At 63.7% G+C, this 24,674-nt stretch carries 20 protein-coding genes and 2 pseudogenes; 13 read left to right on the top strand and 9 right to left on the bottom strand.

The features are described from left to right. Positions 1 to 19 precede the first annotated feature (19 nt). From ACM6JT_RS01480 to ACM6JT_RS01445, 8 genes are all read left to right on the top strand, one after another. Entirely contained in the window at positions 20 to 874 is an 855-nt protein-coding gene (locus tag ACM6JT_RS01480; protein ID WP_414855902.1) for an alpha/beta fold hydrolase, read from the top strand. Between the two features lie 463 nt (positions 875 to 1,337). Continuing rightward, positions 1,338 to 2,588: an NADH:flavin oxidoreductase/NADH oxidase family protein gene (locus tag ACM6JT_RS01475; RefSeq protein WP_096476425.1), complete on the top strand. Its 1,251-nt coding sequence runs from the start codon at positions 1,338 to 1,340 to the stop codon at positions 2,586 to 2,588. A 43-nt stretch (positions 2,589 to 2,631) separates the two neighbouring features. Continuing rightward, complete coding sequence (locus ACM6JT_RS01470) at positions 2,632 to 3,213, top strand: TetR/AcrR family transcriptional regulator (protein ID WP_414855859.1); 582 nt, start codon at positions 2,632 to 2,634, stop codon at positions 3,211 to 3,213. Positions 3,214 to 3,285: 72 nt separating this feature from the next. Beyond that, complete coding sequence (locus ACM6JT_RS01465; RefSeq protein ID WP_126365540.1) at positions 3,286 to 4,272, top strand: MDR family oxidoreductase; 987 nt, start codon at positions 3,286 to 3,288, stop codon at positions 4,270 to 4,272. 23 nt (positions 4,273 to 4,295) lie between these two features. Then, positions 4,296 to 5,159 (top strand): alpha/beta fold hydrolase, encoded by an 864-nt coding sequence (locus ACM6JT_RS01460; RefSeq protein ID WP_131947381.1) that lies wholly within the window; start codon positions 4,296 to 4,298, stop codon positions 5,157 to 5,159. A 187-nt stretch (positions 5,160 to 5,346) separates the two neighbouring features. After that, the gene (locus ACM6JT_RS01455) at positions 5,347 to 5,508 is read left to right on the top strand and encodes a zinc-binding dehydrogenase (RefSeq protein ID WP_226229036.1); all 162 of its coding nucleotides are present in this window, start codon (positions 5,347 to 5,349) and stop codon (positions 5,506 to 5,508) included. Between the two features lie 56 nt (positions 5,509 to 5,564). Then, complete coding sequence (locus tag ACM6JT_RS01450) at positions 5,565 to 6,566, top strand: NADP-dependent oxidoreductase (RefSeq protein WP_414855858.1); 1,002 nt, start codon at positions 5,565 to 5,567, stop codon at positions 6,564 to 6,566. Between the two features lie 115 nt (positions 6,567 to 6,681). Continuing rightward, positions 6,682 to 6,906 carry an alpha/beta fold hydrolase gene (locus ACM6JT_RS01445; protein ID WP_414855857.1) on the top strand — a complete coding sequence of 75 codons (225 nt, stop codon included), beginning with the start codon at positions 6,682 to 6,684 and terminating at the stop codon, positions 6,904 to 6,906. A 239-nt stretch (positions 6,907 to 7,145) separates the two neighbouring features. Here the strand turns inward: ACM6JT_RS01445 and ACM6JT_RS01440 are convergent. The 8 genes and pseudogenes from ACM6JT_RS01440 to ACM6JT_RS01405 form a co-directional block, all read right to left on the bottom strand. Continuing rightward, positions 7,146 to 7,721 (bottom strand): annotated as a pseudogene (locus tag ACM6JT_RS01440) (alcohol dehydrogenase catalytic domain-containing protein); the annotation flags it as partial. A 173-nt stretch (positions 7,722 to 7,894) separates the two neighbouring features. Next, positions 7,895 to 8,419, bottom strand: a complete 525-nt coding sequence (locus ACM6JT_RS01435) for a DUF2147 domain-containing protein (RefSeq protein WP_096476069.1) — start codon at positions 8,417 to 8,419, stop codon at positions 7,895 to 7,897. A 222-nt stretch (positions 8,420 to 8,641) separates the two neighbouring features. Next, positions 8,642 to 9,370, bottom strand: coding sequence for an OmpW/AlkL family protein (locus ACM6JT_RS01430; protein WP_096476068.1), 729 nt, complete (start codon positions 9,368 to 9,370; stop codon positions 8,642 to 8,644). A gap of 246 nt (positions 9,371 to 9,616) precedes the next feature. Beyond that, positions 9,617 to 11,281 (bottom strand): GMC oxidoreductase, encoded by a 1,665-nt coding sequence (locus ACM6JT_RS01425; RefSeq protein ID WP_414855856.1) that lies wholly within the window; start codon positions 11,279 to 11,281, stop codon positions 9,617 to 9,619. Between the two features lie 120 nt (positions 11,282 to 11,401). Further along, entirely contained in the window at positions 11,402 to 12,268 is an 867-nt protein-coding gene (locus ACM6JT_RS01420) for an SDR family oxidoreductase (protein WP_243566885.1), read from the bottom strand. A gap of 151 nt (positions 12,269 to 12,419) precedes the next feature. Then, complete coding sequence (locus tag ACM6JT_RS01415) at positions 12,420 to 13,883, bottom strand: class I adenylate-forming enzyme family protein (protein WP_207921085.1); 1,464 nt, start codon at positions 13,881 to 13,883, stop codon at positions 12,420 to 12,422. Between the two features lie 38 nt (positions 13,884 to 13,921). Further along, the gene (locus tag ACM6JT_RS01410; RefSeq protein WP_131947002.1) at positions 13,922 to 14,854 is read right to left on the bottom strand and encodes an alpha/beta hydrolase; all 933 of its coding nucleotides are present in this window, start codon (positions 14,852 to 14,854) and stop codon (positions 13,922 to 13,924) included. Then, complete coding sequence (locus ACM6JT_RS01405; RefSeq protein ID WP_096476065.1) at positions 14,851 to 15,825, bottom strand: enoyl-CoA hydratase/isomerase family protein; 975 nt, start codon at positions 15,823 to 15,825, stop codon at positions 14,851 to 14,853. The genes ACM6JT_RS01410 and ACM6JT_RS01405 overlap by 4 nt, the downstream gene beginning before the upstream one ends. Before the next feature lie 368 nt (positions 15,826 to 16,193). On the opposite strand from ACM6JT_RS01405, the gene ACM6JT_RS01400 reads away from it, so the two are divergent. After that, positions 16,194 to 16,913 (top strand): TetR/AcrR family transcriptional regulator, encoded by a 720-nt coding sequence (locus ACM6JT_RS01400; RefSeq protein ID WP_126365528.1) that lies wholly within the window; start codon positions 16,194 to 16,196, stop codon positions 16,911 to 16,913. A gap of 207 nt (positions 16,914 to 17,120) precedes the next feature. Continuing rightward, positions 17,121 to 17,503: pseudogene (locus ACM6JT_RS01395) on the top strand (TetR/AcrR family transcriptional regulator); the annotation flags it as partial. A gap of 172 nt (positions 17,504 to 17,675) precedes the next feature. On the opposite strand, the gene ACM6JT_RS01390 reads toward ACM6JT_RS01395, so the two are convergent. Next, positions 17,676 to 18,440 (bottom strand): TetR/AcrR family transcriptional regulator, encoded by a 765-nt coding sequence (locus tag ACM6JT_RS01390; protein ID WP_414855855.1) that lies wholly within the window; start codon positions 18,438 to 18,440, stop codon positions 17,676 to 17,678. Between the two features lie 342 nt (positions 18,441 to 18,782). Here ACM6JT_RS01390 and ACM6JT_RS01385 point away from each other — a divergent pair, with 342 nt between their 5' ends. Genes ACM6JT_RS01385 through ACM6JT_RS01375 form a run of 3 tightly spaced genes read left to right on the top strand, consistent with a single transcriptional unit; the run spans position 18,783 to position 24,582 of the window. After that, positions 18,783 to 19,949: an efflux RND transporter periplasmic adaptor subunit gene (locus ACM6JT_RS01385; protein WP_131947003.1), complete on the top strand. Its 1,167-nt coding sequence runs from the start codon at positions 18,783 to 18,785 to the stop codon at positions 19,947 to 19,949. After that, positions 19,946 to 23,116, top strand: a complete 3,171-nt coding sequence (locus ACM6JT_RS01380) for an efflux RND transporter permease subunit (protein WP_414855854.1) — start codon at positions 19,946 to 19,948, stop codon at positions 23,114 to 23,116. Before ACM6JT_RS01385 ends, ACM6JT_RS01380 begins: the two co-directional genes overlap by 4 nt. Then, entirely contained in the window at positions 23,116 to 24,582 is a 1,467-nt protein-coding gene (locus tag ACM6JT_RS01375) for an efflux transporter outer membrane subunit (RefSeq protein WP_414855853.1), read from the top strand. The genes ACM6JT_RS01380 and ACM6JT_RS01375 overlap by 1 nt, the downstream gene beginning before the upstream one ends. The last annotated feature ends 92 nt before the right edge of the window (positions 24,583 to 24,674 follow it).

The raw sequence follows: 24,674 nt of genomic DNA, 5'->3' as shown, positions 1-24,674 counted from the left end.
CGAGCCTTCGCCCATTCCAATGGAGACAGCATGTCTCACCCATCTCAATGCGCCCACCCGTTATGTCGAGGTTGACGGCGCTCGATTCGCCTACCGGCGCTGGGGCAACACGGGCACCTCGCAGCCCCCCTTGTTGATGTTGCAGCACTTTCGTGGTGGCATGGACCATTGGGATCCCTTAATGACGGATGGTTTGGCCGAAGGTCGGGAGGTTATCCTGTACAACGGCCGGGGCATCGCCTCTTCCGGTGGAACCCCTCGCACCCGCATCGAAGACATGGCCGACGACGCGGCAGCCGTCGTTCGAGCCCTTGGCTCGCAGCAGGTTGACGTCCTGGGCTTCTCGCTCGGTGGCTTCCAAGCGCTGGACCTGACTTGGCGCCATCCGAAACTGGTGCGCAAGCTCATGCTGTTGGGTACCGGCCCGCGCGGTGGTGATCCCGACATGGAGCCGAAGGTACTGTCGACGGCGCCTCGGCCCGTACCGGTATTCGAAGACTTCGAGTACCTGTTCTTTGGTCGCTCCGAAGCGGCAAAGAAGGCCGCGCGCGAGTTTTGGGAGCGCCGCCACCAGCGCGCTGACCAGGATCCGCCGTCGTCTCAGGAGGTGGCCGCTGCGCAGATCGAAGCCAACATGCATTACCTGCCCAGGGTTTCGGAAGACGACCCGTTCGCGTACCTGCGTGGCATCCAACAACCGACGTTCATCCTGAACGGCGTGCACGACGTGATGATCCCGACCGTCAACTCGTTCTACATGGCGCGCAATATCCCCAACGCACAGTTGTTCATCTATCCCGATGCCGGGCACGGTGCGCAATTCCAATACCCGAAGCGCTTCCTGCACCACGCCGTGCACTTCCTCGGCGAATGACGGCGCCACCGACACTCCTGCACGAGCGCTGATCCACCTACTCCCGAGGCCACCGACCATGCTCAAATTCAAGTTCCTGCTGTGGATGTTCACTCGGCTGCTGCAGCGCCAGCTCAAGAACAATCCCGATTGTGCCAGCTACGTCGCTGGTAAGGACTTGGTGTTCCAGATCCACACCGAGGCGGGCGTCGGTCGCACGTTCTTCATCCGCAACAGCGCCATCCACTCCGTATCAGGCCTGCTGGATCAGCCTCGCTTCACTTTCAGCTTCAAGGATGCCGGCAAGGGCTTTGAGATTCTCTCGGCCAAAGACAGCCAGAATGCCTTTCTGAAGGGCCTGGGCAACAAAGAGCTAACCATCAGCGGAGATTTTCAGGAGGTGATGTGGTTCCAGGGGCTGACGGCCTTCCTGCAGCCACCCAAGAAGATCGCGCCCTACGACCGCACAGCCTTTGAGTCGCCCATGGAAACAAACCTGCTGAACCAACCCCTGCGCCTGCCCAACGGCAGCGTACTGCGCAGTCGCCTTGCCAAGGCAGCCATGAGTGAAACGCTGGGCACCTACGACAATCGCCCGACCAAGGATCTGGTGCAGTTGTACCGGCGCTGGGCCAATACGGGTTTGGGCTTGATCATGACGGGCAACGTAATGATTGATCGTCGCGCACTGGGCGAACCCGGCAACGTGGTGATCGAGGACGAGGCGGACCTGCCGATGCTGCGACAGTGGGCACAGGCCGTGACCGGACAAGGGGCGGCTATCTGGGCCCAGCTCAACCATCCGGGCAAGCAGTCGACCAAGGGGCTGAACGCTTACAACCTCGCGCCCTCGGCCGTACCGTTCCGCGAGGACATGGCCGCTTTCTTCGAGACCCCGCGCGAAGCCACCATCGCCGAAATCCAGGACATCATCACGCGCTTCGGGCGTAGCGCGGCCATCTGCAAGAAGGCCGGATTCAGCGGTGTCGAAATCCACGGCGCCCATGGCTATCTGGTCAACCAGTTCCTCTCCCCGCACCACAACCGACGCACCGACGAATGGGGTGGCAGCCCAGAGAAGCGGCGGCGCTTCGTGCTGGCCGTCTATGCAGAGGTCCGCCGCCAAGTGGGGCCGGATTTTGCGGTGGGGATCAAGCTCAACTCGGCCGACTTCCAGCACGGTGGCTTCACCGAGGACGAGTCGATCGAGACGATCCACGCATTGGTGAATGCAGGCATCGATCTGATAGAGATTTCCGGCGGCACCTACGAGGCACCGGCCATGAGTGGTGCGATGCAGGAGCCGAAGAAGGCGTCCACCGCAGCCCGTGAAGCCTACTTCCTCGAGTTCGCCGAAAGGGTGCGCGCAGCGGTGAAGGTGCCGCTGATGGTCACCGGTGGCTTTCGCACGGCGATCGGCATGAATGACGCCCTTCGCTCCGGCGCACTCGATGTGGTCGGCCTGGCGCGGCTGCTGGCGATCGACCCTGACGCGCCTGCCGCCCTGCTTCAAGGGCGCGACAGTTCGCAGCATGTACGCCCCATCAGCACGGGGCTCAAGGCGGTCGACCGCATGGGGATCATGGAGGTGCTGTGGTACACGCGCCAGCTCAAGCGTATTGCAAGAGGCCAGTCGCCGCGTCCCGACGAGGGCGGGTTGTCTGCATTCCTGAAGTCTGCGCTCCACAGCGGTTGGGGCACGTTCCGCACGCGGCGCCTGCGGGCGCGCGGGTGAGCGTGGCCCGTTTACGGCCAGCACGCGTACAGATAAACATTGCATGAAACGACCCACCACCCGATCCAAAGAGAGTACGCACGAACGCATCGTTGATGCGGGCGCACGTGCGATCCGCCGCTTCGGCTTCGACGGGATCGGCATTGCCGACATCATGAAGCTGGCCGGCCTGACCCACGGCGGGTTCTATGCGCACTTCGCCTCCCGTGAGGTGATGCTTGCCGAGTTGGTCGACCGCGCTGGCGCAGAAGCCGTCGAGACCTTCCTGCGCATCGTGGCTGCAGCTCCGACTGGCAAATCGCAGCAGGCGTTGCTGCGCGCTTATCTGTCGCAAGAACACGTGAAGAATCCCGAGTCCGGCTGTCCGGTGGCTTCGCTGGGAACGGATCTATCTCGTCAGTCGCCGGCGATTCGTCGCGCCACGACGCGCCGCATCAAGGACCTGCTGAGCATCGTATCCCGGCATGCCACCGACAGGGAGCAGCCCGATGCGGATGCGCGTGCTCTGGTGACCGCCGCCACGATGATTGGCGCAGTCGTGCTGGCGCGCGCGGTCGACGAAGAAGCGCTCTCCGAAGCCGTGCTGTCCGCGACGCGGGCGCACCTTGTCCCTGAAACGGATTGAGATGCCATCTATTTTTTGCCCTCGCACGTGAAGCCCAGATACTGAACAAGGGACCAACCAAGAGCAATGACCATGACCTTCAAAGCACTGCTGAGCACCAAGACAGGTGACTCGATTTCCACAGATGTTGTCGATTTCGACGAAGCCGACCTAATGCCAGGCGACGTTACCGTCGCGATCGACTATTCCACCGTCAACTACAAGGACGCGATGGCGATCAGTGGCCGCGCGCCGGTGATTCGCAAGTTCCCTCTTATCCCCGGGATCGACTTCGCAGGCACGGTGGAAACCTCCTCGCATCCAGGCTTCGCGGTGGGCGAGAGTGTGGTCGCCAACGGCTGGGGGTTGAGCCAAACCAACCACGGCGGTTTCGCACAGAAGGCGCGAGTACCGGGCGACTGGCTGATCAAGCTGCCCGAGACGTTCTCGACGCACGACGCCATGGGCATCGGAACGGCCGGGTACACCGCGATGTTGTCCGTGCTCGCGCTGGAGCATGCGGGGGTAACACCGGACAAAGGCGATGTGCTGGTGACCGGCGCCGGCGGCGGAGCCGGCTCCATTGCCATCGCTTTGCTGTCGAAACTGGGCTACCGGGTGGTTGCATCGACCGGTCGGCTGGAAGAGGCCGACTACCTGCGCGAGCTGGGTGCAGCCGAAATCATCGACCGCCGCACGCTGTCCGAGCCGGGCGCTCCGATCGCCAACGAGCGCTGGGCCGGTGCGATCGACTCGGTGGGCAGCCATACGCTTGCCAACGTCCTCGCTCAAACTCAGTACCGCGGAGCGGTGGCTGCCTTCGGGCTGGCTCAGGGCGCGGACCTGCCCGGTTCGGTGCTGCCCTTCATCCTGCGTAACGTGACGCTGGCGGGAATCGACTCGGTCAATGCCCCGCAGGACTTACGGCAGAACGCATGGGCGCGTTTGGCTGTCGACCTGGATCTGGGCAAGCTTGCACGGACCACGCAGGTGGTGGGGCTGGCCGAAGTCCTGGTCCTTGTGGACCCGATGCTGCAAGGCCAGGTGCGTGGCCGCACCATCGTGGATGTCAACGCCTGAGGCCGGGCACCAAGGAGTCAACCATGTCGAGTTCCAGTGTCCAGAGTGAATCGACCACCCCCTACGCCCACGTCAAGACCCATTCGGTCGCCGCGGCGGGAACCACCTTCGCCTACCGCGAATTGGGTCCGGCAGGCGGTATTCCCGTGGTGCTGCTGAACCATTGGGGCGCCGTGCTGGACAACTTCGATCCACGCATAGTCGATGGCCTCGCTCGCCAGTATCGTGTCATCGCCGTCGACTACCGTGGGATTGGTGCATCCGGTGGCACTGCACCTGTGACCGTCGACGAGATGGCCCGCGACACCATCGCCCTGATCCGCGCGTTGGGTTTCGATCGTGTCGACCTGCTGGGGTTCTCACTGGGTGGGTTCGTCGCACAGGACGTGGCGCTGAAGGCTCCGCAGCTGGTACGCAAGCTCATCCTCACGGGCACTGGTCCCGCAGGGGGCCCAGGCATCGATCATGTCGGCGCCGTGTCCTGGCCCCTGATGCTCAAGGGCTTGCTGACTCTGCGCGACCCCAAGGCCTATTTGTTCTTTACGTCCACGGCCAATGGCCGGCAGGCCGCAAGCGCCTTCCTGAAGCGGCTCAAGGAACGCAAGTCCGGTCGCGACAAGGAGCCAACGCCTCGCGCATTCCTGCGCCAGCTCAAGGCGATCAAGGCCTGGGGCCAGCAAGCGCCGCAACGCCTTGGTCATTTACAGATGCCGGTGCTGATCGCCAATGGCGATCACGACATCATGGTGCCGACCGCCCTGAGCCACGACATGGCCCGTCGCATTCCCCAGGCGCAACTCGTCATCTACAAAGACGCGGGCCACGGAGGGATTTTTCAGTACCACGCCGACTTTGTGCCCAAGGCGCTGGCGTTTCTGTCGCAATGAAGGCTGACAGAACTTGATTCGAAGCAAGTCCCATTGCAGACAGACATGACCAACACCACCACAATTGGAGAAGCAGGATGAAAGCAGTCAGATTCCACACGACCGGCGGGCCGGACGCCTTGGTCTATGAAGAGGTTCCAGATCCGGCCATCGAAGACGACGACGTGCTTACCTGGCCTTCCCGGAATTGATCCAGTCCACGCTGACAGAACTCATCGGCCTGGTCCTGTCCGGCAAGGTGGTACTACAGCCGGGAACGGTTTTGCCACTTTCGCAGGCCGCCGAAGCACATCGCCTGCTGGAAGGACGACAGACCACCGGCAAGGTGGTGCTTCAGCCATGGGCGTGAGCATCGTTCCTTCCAGACGCAAAACCACCATCAATCACACTCGAAGTCCCAACATCATGAAAGCACTCACCTTCAAACGCTACGGCAAATCGCCCGAGATAGGGTTCGCTGAAGTTTCTTTCCCCACACTCAAACCCGACGAAATGCTCGTGGAGGTTCATGCCGTGGGGCTGAATCCGATCGACAACATGATCCCGACCGGCATGTTCAAAGCCGTGCTGAAATTCGAACTACCGGCCACGATGGGCAGCGACCTTGCCGGCGTGGTGAAGGAGGTCGGCAGCCGCGTGACGCGCTTCCAGCCAGGCGACGCAGTCTTCGCCAGCCTCTTCGACTTGGGCACCGGCTCGCTCGCCGAATTCGCCGTGGTGCCCGAACGCGTTGCCGCCCCGAAGCCGGCCAACCTGGACTTCGTGCAGGCGGCCTCGGTTCCTATGGTCGGGCTGACGTCGTGGCAAGCCCTGAAGGAACGCGCGAAAATTCAGAGGGGACAGAAAGTGTTCATTCCCGCAGGGTCCGGCGGAATCGGTACGTTTGCGATCCAACTGGCCAAGCACTTCGGAGCCAAGGTGGGCACGACCACCAGCACGGGCAATGTACAACTGGTGAGTGGCCTTGGCGCAGACGAGGTGGTCGACTACACGAAGCAGGAGTTCGAGAACGTGCTGCGCGGCTACGATATGGTACTGGGCACCGTGCGCGGCGACTCCATCGAGAAGTCCGTCGGCATCCTCAAGCCAGGGGGCAAGATCGTGTCGCTCATCGGTCCGCTGGACGCGGCGTTCGCCAATGCTCGCCGGTTGAACTTCGTCCTGAAGTTCGTCTTCGGACTGATGAGCCGAAAGATCAGGCGCCTTGCGGCAAAGAAGGACGCCACCTACTCGTTCCTCTTCGTACGCGCCGACGGCGCGCAATTGCGTGAGATCGGCGAGTTGTTCGAATCGGGACGCATTCGACCGGTGATCGACAAGGTTTTTGCATTCGACCACGCCAAGGAAGCGCTTGAGTATTTGGCGCAAGGACGTGCGAAGGGTAAGGTCGTTGTCGAAGTCAAATGAATTGACCAGGGGACTTGGGGAAGAGTGATTTGGTAGGCATATACAAGGTAAGCCCTCGGTGAATTCATCTTGTCTATTCCACTGCACTTCATGACACACAAAGTTTCGGATAGGCTTGTCCTGGGGGCAGAAAGAACCCGCGGACCTGTCCGTCGCGAAGTGCTTCGAGTTCGTCGCCAACGGCGATAACGACCGGATGATCCCGAGCAAGGATTCCGAAGACCTAGCGCGACGTCTGCCCAACAGCCGTCTCGTCATCTACGCGGATTCCGGCCACGGAGCGATATTTCAGTTCCACGACGACTTTGTCCCGAAAGCGCTCGAATTCCTGGCTCAGTAGTCCATCAAAACAGCTCGCAATTCGGCGCTCAATATCCTCCATGTTTCCTCGAAAGCGCGATTCCCATGGCGTACTTTGGGATCCGTCTGGAGCGCCGATCCATCCGGGGCGGCGTTTCCTGCCGCCCAAGCGCGATCATGTTCCCGGATGGACGATGATCTTACCCATCACCTCTCGGGCCGCCATCCTGGCCATAGCATCGGCCGCACCTCCCAAAGGAATGCGCTCGGTATTGACTGGGCATAGTCGATCGTTTCGTCCGCTCCCGAGTCGCGGCACAACGCCAGTTTGTCGCGCGTCGATGCCGCTGCGATGACGCGTGCGCCCATCGCCTTCGCGATCCCGATCGCAGCAAGACCGACCCCACCGGCCGCCCCCATTACAAGCAGCGTTTCGCCGGATTCGAGGTAGGCACGATGCCGCAGCGCGTGTAGCGATGTGCCGTAGGTCAGCATGAACGATGCACCCGAATCAAAGTCCATGCCGGCCGGCAGTCTCATGAGATGGCGCGCGTCGGCGACACAGTATTCGGCGAATGCGCCGTAGCCAGTCGAGCCGACCACTGCGTCGCCGATTTGCCAATTGTCGACGCCCTCGCCGACGGCGTCGACCACGCCGGAAAATTCGGCGCCGGGAGAAAACGGCAACGGAGGCTTCAACTGGTAAAGGCCCTGCACGATCAAGGCGTCCGGGAAATTGAGCGAGGCGGCCTTCACGCGAATTCGGACCTCGCCAACCGCCGGCTCGGGTTGCGCCACATTTTCGAGCAGCAATTGATCGATAGGCCCGAATGCCTTGCATACCAGCGCTTTCATATTGTCCAGCCTCCTCGTGTCATCAAACACGCCATGCCCTGCTCTCCCGGCCTGCGTCGCGAAAACGCGCGGCGACGCGATTCGGGCAGAGTGCTCATGCGTTTGACTGGCCAGGGAGCGCGTGTGACCACATGCAGCTGACATGTGCAACACGCTGCTCGCTGTCCAGGAAATCAGTTCTGCGCGCCCGATTCGGCGACATCGCCATGACGGGTCCAGATCTGCGAGCGGCCCAGCAAGGACACGCCAATATAGCCGCGCACCACAAGCTTCTGCCCCCCGGCCTCGACGCGCATCTTGCAGCTGTACTCGTTGCCGTTCATCGGGTCGAGGATCCTGCCACCGTCCCATCCGTCGCCTTGTTGCCGCATACCCCGGACGACAGTCATGCCCTGGATCTTTTGGTCCTTGCGTTCATCCGTACACTGCGTGCAGCGGCGATCGGGCGAGTTGTTTGCATTCAGTCCCTTGATTATCTTGCCGCTGAGCGTACCGTCACCGTTCTGCGTAATCTGTACCAGTGCGGTGGGCTGGTGAGTGTGATCGTCGATCGTCTGCCATATGCCGACCGGCGTGCCGGAAACGTCGGCAAAAACCGGCATCGCACATGTCAGCAGTGCGCCTGCGATTGTCATGCTTGCCCAGCCGCGCTTGACTGCGCCGGCGGGCTTTGTGTCGACATGGTTCGAAGAATGCATAACGCGTCATCCTGTTGGGTTATTCGTCCGCCGCTTTGTTCGAGCGGCTGCATGAGTTGGCAAAATGTCGCGCGCCCCGCGAATTCGAAATGGAGACGCACGAACGAGGGTTTCATCGGCATGCCGCACCACGACCGGCACGAACCTGCCGCTCGCTTTCCGCGCTCGATTCATGCGATAGGGGACACGGTGTGTCCCCGCCTCGTACGACACGAGTGATCATCAAAACCGATACCCGACGGATACAAACGAAACGACAGGATTGAGCTTGAGCTTCGTACTGCTGGTCACGACGCCACGCGGCGACTGCGTCGTCAGCGTGGCCCGGGAAGAAAGCCACATATAGGAAAGCGATGCATCGACCGACCAGTGCTTGTTGATGTTGTAGCTGAGTCCCGCATTGATAACCGGCGCGAACGAACTGCTCAGCCTTGCGGTGGTCGGTCCTTCCAGCGCGTGACCGAACGTCGGCGAATACAGGAAAGCACCGCTGGCAGTCGCAGGTTCCAGTTTCACTCCGCTGAACCAGACGTACGACGCGCCCGCGCCAAGGTAAGGGCGAAATTTGCTCGTGGCATCGTTGAAGAAGTATTTCAGTAGCAGCGCCGGGCTCCACTCGTATGCAGAACCGATCCGGCCGAGCGCACTGAGGGATCCCGTGCCCGTCAGCCGGTACTTCGGTGGTATGCCGAGCGCGGCGCCTGCGGCAATGTGATCGGTGATGAAGTAGGTCGCGGTGAGCCCGAAGGTATCCGAATCGTCGACCGACGCGCCAGTGCCTGCAACGGTCGCGCTCGTGCCGAATGCGGAAACCGTGAGCGGTCGGCTGGAATCCTGCAGCGCGAAGTGAAACCAGCCGGCGTTCACGACCAGGTCTCCCGCACTCTGCGCGTGCGCAGTCGTGGTCGTCAGCAGCACGGCGGTAATTGCAAAAGCTCTATTCTTCAACATCCTGTCTCCTCCGGTTTTGGCATATGTGACTGATTGAGTGAAGCGGCACGGCGATTGCGAGGTTGGCCGGCCGGCGCTATCCAGCGCGCATCGACATGCGTCCGCAATTTTTTGCCGTGGTTTGCCATCGCACGACACTCGGTGAATGTGCCGATCAACTTTCGATGACAATCGGCGATCCGATTCGGTGAGTCACGTCACGCGAAGCCCACGCGTGACACGTCCGGCTTCATGCGGCGACTTCGTTCATCGCGCGGCCTCGCGCTCGGACGATCCATCGAGCCGCTCCGGGCTCGCTGCCGGTATCTGCGCCATCGCGTACTCGGCGAGTGCAGTTATCGTCAATGCCGGGTTGACTCCGGGATTGGCCGGCATTGCCGCACCGTCGCATACCAGCAAGTTCCGATATCCGAACACGCGCATGTGCCTATCGACCACGCCGCACGCGGAACTTGCGCCGATGACGGCGCCGCCCAGCACATGGGCAGTGGTCGGGATGTTGGCCAGCGCTTCCAGAACGTTGCTTTGAGCAACACCGCCGGTGCGGCTGGCCAGCCATTGGGCTGCCCGATTGCCGATTTCGATGTACGTCGGATTGGGGCGGTCGCGATTCTGTTCGGTTGAGAGGCGGTAACCCCGCCCTATCCACCGCTTCCTCGCGCGCAGCACGATCGCGTTGTCCAGCGCCTGCATCACCAGCAGCGTGACCATGTGGCGGCTCCATCCCGCCGGCCACAACGTCCTGAGCCACTGCCACGGATGTCGAGCGATGTTGGCGAGCCATTTCAACGGCCGGGTCAGGCGATTGCCCTTGCCGACCAGGACCGTGTACATCAGGCCCATGAGGTCGGCGTGGCGGCCATACGTGAGGAACTCGATCTGGGTGTCGTCGTCCAGGCGCACACTGCTGCTGGCCGTGACGTCGTTCCAGGTCTTCAGATCCTTGGGAAGACGGACATTCAGCACCGACTCGCTGTTGGTGCGCGCCAGCTCGCCGAGGCGGTTGCTGATCCGCGGCAGCGAACCGCTGAGCTTGCAGGTGGCAAGCAGCTCGTTGGTCCCCAGTGTCCCGCCCGCAAAGACCACGCCACGCGCGGTATGCACCTTGCGATCCCGGCGGACCAGTAAAGCGCCAGGGCGTTGCGTGACCACACGATACCCGTCGCTGCCGTCGGCGGCCCCCAGCGGACTCACGTCGACGACCTCGCGCTCGGCTGCGATCCGCACGCCGAGCCGCTCTGCGAACCACAGGTAGTTCTTCGTCAACGTATTCACGGCACCGACCCGACATCCCACCATGCAGGCGCCGCAGCGCGTGCAACCGGTGCGATCAGGGCCTTCGCCCCCGAAATAGGGATCCTTGACAGTCTTGTCCGGTTCTCCGAAATACACCCCGGTGGGAGAGAGAACGAAGCCGTCCTCTTTGCCGAAGTGCCGCGCCATTTCCCGTGCCAAACGCTGATTGGTCGAGTCGAACGGCACGGTCCTGGCGCCGAGCATGTGCTCGGCCACCGCGTAGTGCGGTTCGAGCAGTCGCTCCCAGTCACCGAGTTCTCGCCACTGCGAATCGTCGAAGAAGCGCCGACGGGCACGGTACAACACGCCACCGTAGACGGTGCTGCCGCCGCCGACCGCCGACTGGCTGGGAAAGAACACATGGCGAAACACGCGCATGCGCATGACGCCCTTCAGGCCAAGCATGGGTGCCCACAGGAACCTGCCGAGTTGCCACGCGGATTCGGGCAGGTCTTCGTCGCGAAAGCGCCGGCCGCGCTCGATTACGCCAACTCGATAGCCCTTCTCCGCCAGGCGCAGCGCCGAAACACTGCCGCCGAATCCTGAACCGATCACAATCCAGTCGTAATCGAATGTAGTGCTAACCAAATTAGATTCCCCTTCTCCATGTTTCATCGGGCGCTGCTTTCCCGGCGGGCAATCCGGGACATCCACGATCCGGCCTCGAACCTCAACGTGTTGTCGGCCGCGCGAATGCAATCGAATCGACGCGCGAGCACCGGATCGAGGTTCCGCTCACTGCGCAATGCGCCGGACGACCCACCGCGTGAGTGCGGACGGCGCGAGTCGCGTGGCGAGCGCCAGCATTCCCGCTTGCAAGCCGACGGTCCAGTGAGTTCGATGGAACAAGCTTCTGCTCGTCGCGCAGGCCCACACGGTTGCCGCGACGTCGGCCGGCACGAGCCGAATCCCGAGCGATTTCGCGCTATGGAGCTGGTTGAAGCCGTCAGCCATCGCGGTGTTGACGAAGCTCGGCCAGATATCGCTCACGCGGATGCCGAATTCGGCCCACTCGAGATCGAGCCCTTCGGTGAATCCACGCACGGCGAATTTGGTGCTCGAGTATGTCGCGAGCGCCGGTTGGCCATAGATCGCAGTCGCCGAAGCGATATTGACGACATGGGAACGGGGCGTTTCTCGCAGATACGGGAACGCACTATGGCAGCCAGTAACCATGCCCCGGACGTTGACGTTCAGCATCGCGTAGTGTCGGGTCAACGGCACGTCCTCGAATCGCCCGGACGTGAGTATTCCGGCGTTGTTGAGCAGCACGTCGAGCCGTCCACCACTGCTCGTCCAGAATGACGAAAGCGCTCGCTGCCATGCTTGCGGATCGCTCACGTCCAGTGCGCCAGAAACTGCATTTCGCTGGCCCAGGGTGGCAGCGACTGTGGCTGCGCCGTCCGCGTCGATGTCGTATACGCCTACAAACCATCCGCGCCGCGCAAACAGCTCGGCGCACGCGCGGCCGATCCCCGAAGCTGCGCCTGTCACGAAGATCGAGGGTCGGGCGTCCGGACTGCGGGCGTCAACTGGCGGCCGCGGCGCTCGACGGTCGTGCGCCACGGTGAAGTGCGTCTTCATGTCGATAGGCTCTTTCATCGGTCGGAGATCCAGAAACAGTGCGGCAAGGAGCGCGATAACACGTGTCGGACAGATTGCGGGCCGGCTTACCACGGTCGCGGTGATCGTAAACGCGCCTGTGGCGCGTTCCCTCTCGAGGCAAGCGCCGTTCCCGGCTTGCCAGCCAGGGTCATCTGCTGGCGGTCGACCACATGTCGCGCAGCTTCAGCTTGTCGATCTTCCCCACCGCGTTCTTGGGGAGGCTGTCGACGACGTTGATCGCCACGGGTCGCTTGTAGCGCGTCAAACGGACCGCGCAGTGTTCCTTCAGTTCGGCCTCCACGCACGTGAATCCCGGGCGGGATGCGACGTAGGCAATGACGATTTCGCCGAACGTCTCGTCGGCGGCGCCGATCACAGCCGCTTCGAGCACGCCCGGGAATTCGGACAACGCGTCTTCGATTTCCTTCGGATAGATGTTTTCGCCGCCGCGAATGATCATCTCTTTCAAGCGTCCGACGATGGAAAGGTAACCGTCCTCGTCAATACGCCCGATGTCACCCGTGTGCAGCCAGCCGTCGACAATGGTCTTCGCCGTTTCCTCGGGCCTGCCGAGATAGCCGCGCATGACGTTGGGGCCCTGGATCAGCACTTCGCCAGTCGAACCCTGCGGCAAGTGCGTTCCGTCAGGATCGGCGATCGCAATCCGTTGACCGGCGAATGGCAGGCCAACCGTACCGGCCTTGCGCACGCCGTCGAACGGGTTGATGGTCGAGCCACAGGTGCCTTCGGACAGTCCGTACCCTTCGATCAACGGAAACCCGTAGCGGATCTCGAAGCTTTTCAGTAGATCCGCAGGCGCGGGTGCCGCGCCGCAGATCCCGTACCGCAGGCTCGACGTGTCGGGTTTGACATGGTCTGGCAGCGCGTTGAGCAGCGCGTAGATCGTCGGTACGCCGGAAAAGAACGTCGGTCGACATCGCTCGACATCGTCGAAGAATGTGTCGATGTCGAACCGCTCGCGCAGCGTGACGCGGCCACCGGCGATAAGCGGCATGAGGGTACTGACCATGATGCCGTTGACATGGAACAGCGGCAAAACCAGCATGCTGTGGTCCGCCGACGTGACGTCGAGCGAGCGCAGTCCCATTTCCGACATGGCTTCGACGTTGGCATGATCCAGCATCACGCCCTTGGGTAGGCCGGTCGTGCCGCTCGTGTAGATCAGCAATGCCAGTGCCGCAGGATTGTCGAACGGCTCCCGGGTGTCGCGCGCTACCCTCCGCAGTGCTGCAACCGCCACGGAATTAATACCGGGAACGACCTCGTCACCGGCCACGTCGATGACGAGCTTCGCGCCGGAATCGACGATTTGATGGGTGGCCTCCTTGCTCGTCAGACTGGGCTTGACAGGCGTGACTGCAGCGCCCAGACGCCATGCGGCGAACATCGCCACGACGAACTCCACCCGGTTCGGCAGCATGACCGCGACGACGTCTCCCGCCCCTACGCCCAGATTCGCGAGCACCTCTGCCGCCTCGACGACGCGGGCGTGAAACTCCCTGTTGGACAGTGCGGTAGAGGCATCCGCGATACATGGCGCGTCGGGCGCCGACGCCGCGCGCAGGTCGGGAAGTTTGGAAAAGCGCATCATTGCTCTCTCTAGGTAGTTTGGTACGTTCGGCATCCGAATCAGCGCGCCGAGGATCCGAGCAGGTGTTCGGTCAAGAAGCGAACCTGATCAGACACCAGGCGTTCGAAGGGCTCGCCCAGATAGAAGTCGAAATGTCCGGCACCGTACAGCTTGATTTCGCCGCGCGGCGCGTGCTTGACCAGCGCGATGGTCCGATCCGCCGGAGTAACCGTATCCGTCGTGCTGACACAAAATAGGATGGGCGACCGGACCTTCGCAGCCGAGCGTCCGGGCCGGTAAGTCGCAATTTCAGGAATCACTCTCGCCGATACGTGATTGACGAACTTCAGCCCCTTGGGCACCAGCGCCAGATAACCCGACAGCGCATCGTGTGCGTTCATCAATGCCGGCTGGCCGGGCGTGGCGGCTATCGGCACCATCACGGGCGGACGGCCAAACAGCTTCGCCGCGAAATCACGCATGACGACAGGGGTCATGCGCATCGACGCCCGCACGCCCAACGCAAGCGCGGAGGCCAGACCGTCTGTAAACGGACACTGGCTAATCGCTGCCAGCAGTTCGGGATGACGGCTGGCCACGCGAATGGCGTGCCCCCCGCCGAAGGAACTCCCCCAGATCGCGACGCGGTTTCCGTCGACGTCGGCACACCCTTTGACGAAATTCAGTGCCGCGTCCCAGTCGGCAAGCTGACGTTTCACAGACATCAGTTGCCTGGGTGTGCCGCCGCTGTCGCCAAAATAACGATACGTGAACGCCAATGCGGCTATGCCTGCCGCTGCAAACCGTTCGGAATAGGCATCCAAACGCATTTCTCGAACCGCGCCGAGCCCGTGCCCGAGCACGACGACCGGCGGCCGCTTCACGCCGACCGGCAGGTAGAGCCACGCCGTGCAGTAAGTTTCGCCGGAGACGAACTGCACTTCCCGGCGCGTGAACCGGTGAGGCGTCTGTGGGATTGAAAGGGTGCTCATTTTTTTGAACCATTGCTGTGCAAAGGGAAACGGCCGCTCTCGAGCGCTTCCTTGTAGACGGCCGGGTCGTACAACGGCAGATCACCGTCGCGAGCGGTACGTTCGAGGTATTCGACCATCAAGGATTGCGCGGTCTCGGTCGGCGAGATAGAAATGAATTCCGTGCGCTCGACATGCAGGCCTTCTTCAAGCGACATGGAGCCGCCGAGGTACACCGCCCGTTTGATCGCTGCGATTGCGTCACGCGGACGGGAACTCATGTATCGCGCAAGTTCGACGGCCCGATCGAGCAGTTCGTCGGGCGATACCACTTCATCAACGAGGCCGATTTCGAGCGCCTTTCTCGGCTGCACCGGGCGCCCCTCGAGCATCATCATGAGGGCACGATGGGCGCCCACCAGTCGAGTCAGGCGTTGCGTGCCGCCGCCGCCGGGATTGATGCCGAGCAGTATTTCCGGCTGCCCAATGAAGAAATCACCATCCGCCATCAGGCGGACGTCGCACGCCTGTGCAAGCTCGCTGCCCAGGCCGAGCGCCGACCCATTGAGCGCGGCAACGAAGATGATCCCGCACCGATTCATCCGCAGGAACGTGTCGTGCAATGCATCCAGTTGCATCCCGCCCTCCATCGGCGTGACGGAGGCGACGGCCGCCAGCGGAGGCACGCGTCGAACTGCGGCGGAGGCGCGCGCGATCGCGGAGGCAAGACCCAGCCCCACTTCCGGTATGCTCTTGCCACCCTCCTGCAGCCAACGAACGTCCGCGTGGCCGATGAATCGCCCCGGATGCGTTCCTGTCAGGACGACTGCTTTGACGGAATCGTCAGATTCCACTTTGTCCACCAGCGCGGCGAGCGCGTTGGCCATGTTCAGTCCCATCAGCCCCAGCGGACCGCCGTCCAGTCGTACGATCAATACGGTGCCTCGGGCTTCGATATCGAGGCGCCCGGGCATCGCAGGTGTCATTTTCATCTCCGAATCCTCTGAAACTTGAAGAGCCGATACGCTCTTCGTGGGTCTATCACGGCACGCGCCTCTCGAGGCGGCTTCGATTCGATGATCGAAATTCGCGCTGTTGCAGGCATTCGCCGCTGGTTCCACGTGGAAGACAATGACGGCCTTCAGCGTCGCATTGGCTGCGCGAAGGGAAAGCGCCGACACAGCGAATTCAAGCGCTCTTCCCTATCGTTTCGCATTACTTAATACCAAGCCAATGCTGCATGTCTGTCATCGAGGGCTGCGTGACGGGCATGACGTCCATTCAGCCTTTTGCCCGCTCGAGGTCACTATCCATAACTTCGTTATTTGGTAGAATAACTTCGTTATGAGGCCTCCGCAATATGTCCACTGATAGGTCAAACCCTGATGTCCGCACCCGTCTCATCGAAGCGACGATTCGTTTGCTTGCGACGAATGGGCCCTCCGAAGTCAAGGCGCGCTCGGTAGCGAACGAAGCAGGCCTGTCCACGATCGGCGTTTACAACTATTTCGGCGGTGTTCCGGAATTGCTTCGGGCCGTTGCCGACGAGGGGCTTCGAAGGCTGGTCGCCGCATTCGAACAGGTTCCAAAAACTGACGATCCGTTGGCCGATCTGTGCGCGATGGCGCTGGCGCATCGGGATGCTGCACGATGCAATGCGCATTTGTACGACTTGATGTTCGGCCTCTCAATCCACAGCAGATATGGTCCGGCTCGGGCTGGCGCGAATGCGGTCCCGAGCGTACATTCGTCAGCGTTCAAGGCGGCATTTGCCCTTCTGGTTGATACATGCGCTCGTCTGGTGGAAACCGGGTGCGTGCGGCAAACCGATCCCGTTCACATTGGCCTGCAACTTTGGGGCGCGGTGCATGGATTCGTCACGCTCGAGCTGGCGGGTCACTTTGCCGACGTGGCGGATCCGCCTTCGGAGATCCTGGTGCCGATGTGCAACAACCTGGTCGTCGGCCTCGGCGCGACGCGCGCGAGCGTCGAGGCCGCCACGAGCCGCGTCGTAGGCATGCGGGCGAGCACACAGGAAGTCGAATCGACCGCGCCGACACGTAAGCGAAGAGGGACCTGACACGACCAGGCATCCCGGGCCGAATTGCTCGTTCGGCCGCCCGGCATGGGGCCTCGCCAGCCCCGCCAGCGGGAGCGTCGGCAAGAGGCCCGAATAAACTATGAGACGGTAGCGCCTGCTGATCCGCGCCTAGACGCGGAACTGGTATTTGATACACATCATTTCAATGCGCAGCTGTTTCCACCAACCGCATCTCGACGCAAGGAACTGACCAACCAACGCATTGTCGGAGCGCGCCGCGCGCGCGATCCGGCGCAGCGGCTATGACGGCACCGGTGTCGCCGACATCATGAAGGAAGCCGACCTGACGCATGGCGGCTTTTACGCCCACTCCCCGTCACGCGACGCGATGCTGGCCGAGGCGGCGGACCGTGCAGGGGCCAAAACCGTCGCCGTGTCGGCCGGCATTGCGGCCAACGCACCGGCGGAAGAGGCATTGACGTCGCTCGTGCACGCGAATTTGTCGAAGGAGCACGTAGAAAACGCAGCGATGGGGTCCGGTGGCGGCCCTCGATTCAGAAATGCCCCGCCAGGCGTCCAAAGTGCGACGTTTATCCATGCGACACATCGAGGAGATGATCGATCTCCTTATTGCCCTCAGAACAGGGTAGTCAGCAACGCACTGATTCTTAAAGATTTCTATTTAGGGCTGCAAGGCAAGGCATTGCTGGGCCAAGCGACCTGTAACCGGAAAAATGCACGGAGATCGAAGGGATCCCTACCTAGTGGATCGGCCGGACCTGTGTCGGCGGCGACCGCCGGTCAACCGCTCTCCGCTGCGGCGAAGTCGCCGGGCGGCAACGGTCGGTTCGCCACGTCAAGTGCCTCGGCACACGTCAGGCCGAGCGTCTGCAATACCATCGCCGCAGCCCGCTCGGGGAGCCGGCCCTCGTCCCCCATCGGCTTTCGCGCCGCGCCCGCAGCCGCGTCGCCCGCGTAGGACTCCGCCGCGATTGCCGCCAAGATCGTCCCCGTCATCGCGAGCACGCTCATGAACGGATCGCCGACGACGAAGCGGCGTGCCGCGATTCCGCGCTCGCTGTCCCGCCGCAAACGCCGGCCCAGCCCGTGGCCGAGCGCGCGCGCGGAAAGTCCCTCCCGCATCAGGAACCGCGCCCAGAGCCGCTCGCGGCGCGCGCGCATCAACGTGTGACGCACGCAAACCGACACGACCTCGGCCGGATCCGACAAACCGCTCGCAAGACGCTCGAGTCCGTCCGCAAAATCGTCGAACACCCACTCCGTCAGCGCGGCGAAGATGCCGTCCTTCGATTCGAAGTGGTAGTAAAACGAGCCGAACCCCACATCCGCAGCCTCGGTGATCTCGCTGATCGCGACGTTGTCCCTGCCCTTTTCCGCCATCAGACCGAACGCCGCCCGCAGCAAGCGCATACGTGTCGCCTCCTTGCGCCGGGCACCGCGCGGTTGACGCTGTTCCGCTTCAGCCGCTGACGCGTTCGGGCGACGCGGCCGGACCGGTTTGTCGTCCACAAGCGCACCTTCCCTTTCCATAAGAATTTTCTGCATGACGCAATTCTAGATTATTCACTCATACTTGACAATATTATCAGTTATGAGTCTAATCTCGAAAATCGCAGAACCGGTTCCTGTCCAGACACTGTTTCGGACCCACGCCAGCGAGCGTCGGTGACGCGCAGGCGGCCCCGTCGGCACACTCGACGGCCATCGCCGTGCGCAAGCCGTGTCATGTCGGCAATCGGAACGATCTGGACCTCAAACGTCGGAGTACTGATTGATCGTCATGCGCACCGTCGGCGGAGACGCCCGCGCGCATCTGCATAAACCGAGGTGACCCGCCGTGGTCGCCGCCCCCTTTTTAGTTTGACCCTCACTTGTCTTGGAAGCATCGTGAAATCACCCGGTCTTGACGCGCGGACTTCAACGCGCCCGTTTCTGACACGCATCGCGCCACCGCTTCGGCGCGCCCCGATCGCGTTCGCCTGCTGTGCGATTCTCCTCGCGGCTTGCCACCCGCACGAGGCCCCCGCGCCCGAACTGCAACCGGTGGTCGCGCTGCCAGTTCATGAGGACAACGGCGCAGTGCAGCGCGTGTTGCCCGCACAGGTTCAAGCGCGATATTCGACGCCGCTGTCGTTTCGGGTCGGCGGCAAGCTCGTTGAGCGGCGCGTACGCATCGGCGACACCGTCAAGGCCGGCCAGACCCTCGCGATGCTCGATCCCGCGGATCTGCACAACACGCTGCTGAACGCGCGCGCCCAGCTCGATGCCGCCGAGCATCGCGTTGCCTATGCGAAGCAGCAGCTGGATCGCGACCGCGCCCAGGCTCAGGCCAACCTGATCGCACCCGCGCAGCTCGAGACGACGCAGGACGCGTATGCATCGGCGGTCGCGCAACGCGATTCCGCCCTTGCGCAAATGGCGCTCGCGGGCGATCACCTACGCTACGCGACGCTGATTGCGGATCACGACGGAGTCGTCACGTCGGAAGACGCAGATACCGGGCAGAACGTTGAACCGGGCCAGGCGGTGTTTCATCTGGACTGGAGCGGGGACCTCGACATCGTCTGTGACGTCTCGGAGCGCGACCTGCGCGATCTCGCGGTCGGCCGCACCGCACACGTCAGCCTGACGGCACTGCCGGGCAAGGTGCTGGACGCACGCGTGCGCGAAGTCGCGGCGGCCGCCGATCCGCAGAGCCGCACCTGGCGCGTGAAGCTGACGCTGCTCGCACCGGGGCCGGATGCGCGCTCCGGGATGACCGCCAGCATCACGTTCGACGGCGCCACCGACATCGCCGCGGACCACGCGATCACGCTGCCGGCCACCGCCCTCTTTCATCGCGGCGACGCGCCGGCCGTCTGGGTCGTCCGCAAGGGCAGCGACACGCTGGAACTGCGCCCGGTGTCGGTCGGACGCTACGACGAACGCACGATCACCGTCACGTCGGGGCTCGCGGACAACGAACGTGTCGTGATGCAAGGCGTCCATACGGTCAGTACCGGCCAGCACGTCCGCGTCGTGCCGCCGCTGCATGCGGAGGACTTCACGTCATGAATGCCCCAGAACACCGACCCTCGACCGACGGCGCGCTCGGTGCACGAACCGGCGCGGCATCGCACGACGACGGCCGTTTCAACCTCTCCGCATGGGCGCTGAAGCATCAGCAACTGGTGATCTTCCTCATCGGCCTCGCGACGATCTTCGGCGTGATCGGCTATACGCGTCTCGCACAGTCCGAGGATCCGCCGTTCACGTTTCGCACCATGGTGATCCAGACGTACTGGCCGGGCGCCACTGCGCGCGAAGTGCAGGAACAGGTCACGGACCGGATCGGCCGTCAGCTTCAGGCCGCGCCTTACGTCGACAACATCAAGAGCTACTCGCGCCCCGGCGAGTCGATGATCTTCTTCGCGATGAAGGATTCGGCGCCGGTCGACCAGGTGCCGGAAACCTGGTACCAGGTGCGCAAGAAAGTCGGCGACATCCGCGCGACGCTGCCCAAGGGCGTCGTCGGCCCGTTCTTCAACGACGAATTCGGTGACGTCTACACCAACATCTATGCGCTCGAGGGCGACGGCTACTCGCCCGCGCAACTGCACGACTACGCGGACAAGCTGCGCTCCGTGCTGTTGCGCGTGCCGGGCGTCGCGAAGGTCGACTACTTCGGCGACCCCGCCCAGCATGTGTTCGTCGAAATCTCGAATGCGCAGCTGACGCGCCTCGCGATCACGCCGCAGCAGCTCGCGCAGGCCATCGACGCGCAAAACGCCGTCGCCCCGGTAGGCACGGTCACGACGGCCGACGATCGCGTGTTCGTACGACCGAGCGGTGCGTTTAAGGACACGCAGGCGCTCGCCGACATGCTCATCACGGTGAACGGCCGGACGTTCCGGCTCGGCGACGTCGCGAAGGTCACGCGCGGCTACGACGATCCGCCGGTCACGCAGATGCGTACGAACGGTCACGCAGTGCTCGGCATCGGTGTGACGATGCAGAAAGGCGGTGACGTAATCGATCTCGGCAAGGCGCTCGACGCGAAGGCAGCCGAGCTGCAGCGCGGTTTGCCGGCCGGTCTGAAGCTGGCCGCGGTGTCCAGCATGCCGCATGCCGTGAAGCACTCGGTGGACGACTTCGTCGAAGCGGTCGGCGAAGCCGTCGCGATCGTGCTCGTCGTCAGCCTCGTGTCGCTAGGCTTGCGCACCGGCATGGTCGTCGTCATCACGATTCCGATCGTGCTCGCCGTGACGGCACTGTGCATGCACGCGTTCGGCATCGGCCTCGACAAAGTGTCGCTCGGCACGCTGGTGCTCGCGCTCGGGCTGCTGGTGGACGATGCGATCATCGCCGTCGAGATGATGGCGGTGAAACTCGAGCAGGGCTGGAGCCGTGCACGCGCCGCGGCGTTCGCATACACGAGCACGGCGTTCCCGATGCTCACCGGAACGCTCGTCACGGTATCGGGTTTCCTGCCGATCGCGCTCGCGAAATCGAGCACCGGAGAATACACGCGTTCGATTTTCGAGGTGTCGGCCATCTCGCTGATCGTGTCGTGGTTCGCGGCCGTCGTGCTGGTGCCGCTGCTCGGCTACCACATGCTGCCCGAGCACGCGCATCGCGACGGTCACGCGCATGGTGACGAGGTGTACGACACGGGGTTCTACCGCCGGCTGTCCGGCTGGATCTCGGTCTGCATCGAGCGCCGCTGGGTGGTGCTCGGCGTCACCGCCGTGCTGTTCGCGATCGCGATGGCGGCATTCACGCGCGTGCCGCAGCAGTTCTTCCCGAATTCCGAGCGGCCCGAATTGCTGGTCGACGTGCGCCTGCCGGAAGGCGCTTCGTTCGACGCGACGCTGCGTGAGGCGAAGCGGCTCGAAAAGGCGCTCGACGGTCGGCCTGAAATCGATCACGTCGTCGACTTCGTCGGCACGGGCGCGCCGCGCTTCTATCTGCCGCTCGACCAGCAGCTCCAGCAGCCCAACTTCGCGCAGTTCGTGATCACGGCCAAGGACGTCGAGGCGCGGGACCGACTGTCGCACTGGCTTGAGTCGACGCTCGCGACCGGGTTCCCGACCATGCGCACGCGTGTGGCGCGGCTCGAAAACGGGCCGCCCGTCGGCTTCCCGATCAAGTTCCGGGTCAGCGGCGACGATATCGCGACCGTGCGCGACATTGCCGAAAAAGTGGCGGACAAGGTGCGCGCTGATGCCCGCACGCGCAACGTGCAGTTCGACTGGGACGAGCCGGCCGAGCGGTCGGTCTCGTTCGAGATCGACCAGCTCAAGGCACGCCAGCTCGGCGTGACGTCGGAAGACGTATCGGGTTTCCTTGCGATGACGCTGTCCGGCTATACGGTCACGCAATATCGCGAGCGCGACAAGCTGATCGACGTCGACCTGCGGGCGCCGAAGAGCGAACGCATCGACCCGTCGAAACTCGCCGGCCTGGCGATCCCGACGCCGCACGGTCCGGTGCCGCTCGGCACGATCGGCCATGTGCGCGACACGCTCGAATATGGCGTGATCTGGGAGCGCGACCGCCAGCCGACGGTCACCGTGCAGGCCGACGTGCGCGGCGAAGCGCCGAGCATCGGCGTGACGCGCGACATCGACGCCGCGCTGTCGAAGCTACGCGCCACTTTGCCGACCGGTTACCGGATCGAGATCGGCGGCGCGGCCGAGGAAAGCGTGAAGGGCCAGACGTCGATCAATGCGCAGATGCCGCTCATGATCATCGCGGTGCTGACGCTGCTGATGATCCAGCTGAAGCGCTTCTCGCGCACCTTCATCGTCGTGCTGACGGCACCGCTCGGCCTGATCGGCGTCGTCGCAGCACTGCTGCTGTTCGGCAAGCCGTTCGGCTTCGTCGCGCTGCTCGGCGTGATCGCGATGTTCGGGATCATCATGCGCAATTCCGTGATCCTGGTCGATCAGATCGACCAGGACATCGCGGCCGGGCAGCCACGCTTCACCGCGATCGTAGGCGCAACGGTGCGCCGCTTCCGGCCGATCATGCTGACGGCCGCCGCCGCGGTACTCGCACTGATTCCGCTGTTGCGTTCCGGCTTCTTCGGCCCGATGGCCACCGCGCTGATGGGCGGCATCACGATCGCGACCGTGCTGACCATCTTCTTCCTGCCGGCGCTCTACGCGACCTGCTTCAAGGTGCGCGCCGACGAACGCGAGTCGCGCGCATTGGACGTCGCGTCCTCGGAGACATGCTGATGAAACCCTCTCGTATCACATCGATGCTGGCCGCCAGCGCGGCGCTTGGCCTGGGCGGCTGTGCGATGGCCCCGAGCAGTACGCCGCCCGCGATGCCGTCGCCGGCGTACTACGGCGCGACGCCTCAGGCATCGCGCACCGCCGAGGCGGCGGGCGTCGCGCAGCAATTCGACGTCGGCGCCGTGCCTGTCCCCCAATGGTGGCGCCTGTATCGCTCCAGCGCGCTCGACGCGCTGGTCGATGAAGGCCTGCGCGCGAACCCGACGCTGGCCGCGACGGAAAAGACGCTCGCCGCCGCGCAGGAGGAACTGCGCGCGCAGATCGGCGCGTCGACGCTGCCGTCGATCGACGCGAACGCGCAGGTGGCCCGCACGCGCACGCCGGACATCTCAGGCGCAGGCGCGCAAAGCCTGCGCTACAACGTCTTCGTCGGACAACTGCAGGCGCATTACACCTTCGACCTGTTCGGCGCCACGCGATATGCGAACGAGGCGAGCGCCGCGCGCGTCGACGTGCGCGGTTGCGAACTCGAAGCGGCAAGGCGTGCGCTGGCGGCCAACATCGTCGGCACTGCCATCCGCGCCGCGGCGCTCGACCGCCAGATCCTGCTGACGGAGCGCCTGGTCGCCGTCGCCGAGGCATCCGCACTCGAAGACCAGCAGCGTTACGCGCTCGGCGCGGTGTCACACGTGCAAGCGCTGGCGTCGACGCAGGGTGCGGCGTCGCTTGCCGCGACGCTGCCGCCGCTGCGCCAACAACGTGCGAGCGCGGTTCACGCGCTGGCGATCCTGCTGGGCCGCACGCCCGACGCACCGCCGCCGGTCCCGTCTTTCACCGGCCTGTCGCTGCCGGAACATGTGCCCGTGGCGGTGCCGTCCGACCTGCTGAAGGCACGCCCGGACATCCGCGCGGCCGCGGCAGCCGTGAAGGCGGCATCGGCGGACGTCGGCGAGGCGACCGCCCAGCTGTTCCCGAGCCTGTCGCTCACCGCGACGATGGGGCGCGGCGGCTTCAGCTGGCCGGCGCTGTTGTCGGGCGCGGGCGGGCTGTGGGCCGTCGGCGCCGGGCTGTCGCAGCCGATCTTCCACGGCGGTGCGCTGCTGGCTCACCGGCGGGCGTCGCGCGATGCATACGACGCCGCAGTGCTGCAGTACAAGGCGGCGGTGCTGTCCGCATTCGGCGACGTCGCCGATTCGCTCGCCGCGCTGGACAACGACGCGCAAGCGCTGGCCGCGAACGAACTCGCGGCGCGCGCGGCAAGCGAAGCGTTCGACGAAACGGCGCAACGCCGCACGTTGGGTGCCGTTCCGATGTCCGCGCAACGGTCGAGCGAGCAGACCTATCTGAACGCGGAACTCGACGCGGTGCGTGCCGCGAGCCGCCGGATGACCGATACGGCGGCGCTGCTGCAGGCGATGGGCGAACTGCCGCCCGACACCGGCACGACGGTCGCGGCCCGGCAGTAGCCGCTGCGTGAGTCGACGGACCGGCCGCGCGCCTTCGGGCCGCGCTGGTCCGCAATCTCGACGCGCGATGCCCGGCGTACCGTGCATCGCGC

The organism is Burkholderia sp. IT-111MI5 (genome assembly GCF_949752865.1).
GTDB lineage: Bacteria > Pseudomonadota > Gammaproteobacteria > Burkholderiales > Burkholderiaceae > Burkholderia > Burkholderia pyrrocinia_C.
This window is presented reverse-complemented; position numbering and strand designations above follow the sequence as displayed.

Coding starts and splice junctions, on each gene's coding strand:
- ACM6JT_RS01380 (WP_414855854.1), top strand. CDS start 19,946: ATGAATGCCCCAGAACACCGACCCTCGACCGACGGCGCGCTCGGTGCA.
- ACM6JT_RS01415 (WP_207921085.1), bottom strand. CDS start 13,883: ATGATGCGCTTTTCCAAACTTCCCGACCTGCGCGCGGCGTCGGCGCCC.
- ACM6JT_RS01425 (WP_414855856.1), bottom strand. CDS start 11,281: ATGAAACATGGAGAAGGGGAATCTAATTTGGTTAGCACTACATTCGAT.
- ACM6JT_RS01475 (WP_096476425.1), top strand. CDS start 1,338: ATGGAAACAAACCTGCTGAACCAACCCCTGCGCCTGCCCAACGGCAGC.
- ACM6JT_RS01420 (WP_243566885.1), bottom strand. CDS start 12,268: ATGAAAGAGCCTATCGACATGAAGACGCACTTCACCGTGGCGCACGAC.
- ACM6JT_RS01430 (WP_096476068.1), bottom strand. CDS start 9,370: ATGTTGAAGAATAGAGCTTTTGCAATTACCGCCGTGCTGCTGACGACC.
- ACM6JT_RS01400 (WP_126365528.1), top strand. CDS start 16,194: ATGTCCACTGATAGGTCAAACCCTGATGTCCGCACCCGTCTCATCGAA.
- ACM6JT_RS01435 (WP_096476069.1), bottom strand. CDS start 8,419: ATGCATTCTTCGAACCATGTCGACACAAAGCCCGCCGGCGCAGTCAAG.
- ACM6JT_RS01460 (WP_131947381.1), top strand. CDS start 4,296: ATGTCGAGTTCCAGTGTCCAGAGTGAATCGACCACCCCCTACGCCCAC.
- ACM6JT_RS01410 (WP_131947002.1), bottom strand. CDS start 14,854: ATGAGCACCCTTTCAATCCCACAGACGCCTCACCGGTTCACGCGCCGG.
- ACM6JT_RS01465 (WP_126365540.1), top strand. CDS start 3,286: ATGACCTTCAAAGCACTGCTGAGCACCAAGACAGGTGACTCGATTTCC.
- ACM6JT_RS01405 (WP_096476065.1), bottom strand. CDS start 15,825: ATGAAAATGACACCTGCGATGCCCGGGCGCCTCGATATCGAAGCCCGA.
- ACM6JT_RS01470 (WP_414855859.1), top strand. CDS start 2,632: ATGAAACGACCCACCACCCGATCCAAAGAGAGTACGCACGAACGCATC.
- ACM6JT_RS01375 (WP_414855853.1), top strand. CDS start 23,116: ATGAAACCCTCTCGTATCACATCGATGCTGGCCGCCAGCGCGGCGCTT.
- ACM6JT_RS01390 (WP_414855855.1), bottom strand. CDS start 18,440: ATGCAGAAAATTCTTATGGAAAGGGAAGGTGCGCTTGTGGACGACAAA.
- ACM6JT_RS01480 (WP_414855902.1), top strand. CDS start 20: ATGGAGACAGCATGTCTCACCCATCTCAATGCGCCCACCCGTTATGTC.
- ACM6JT_RS01450 (WP_414855858.1), top strand. CDS start 5,565: ATGAAAGCACTCACCTTCAAACGCTACGGCAAATCGCCCGAGATAGGG.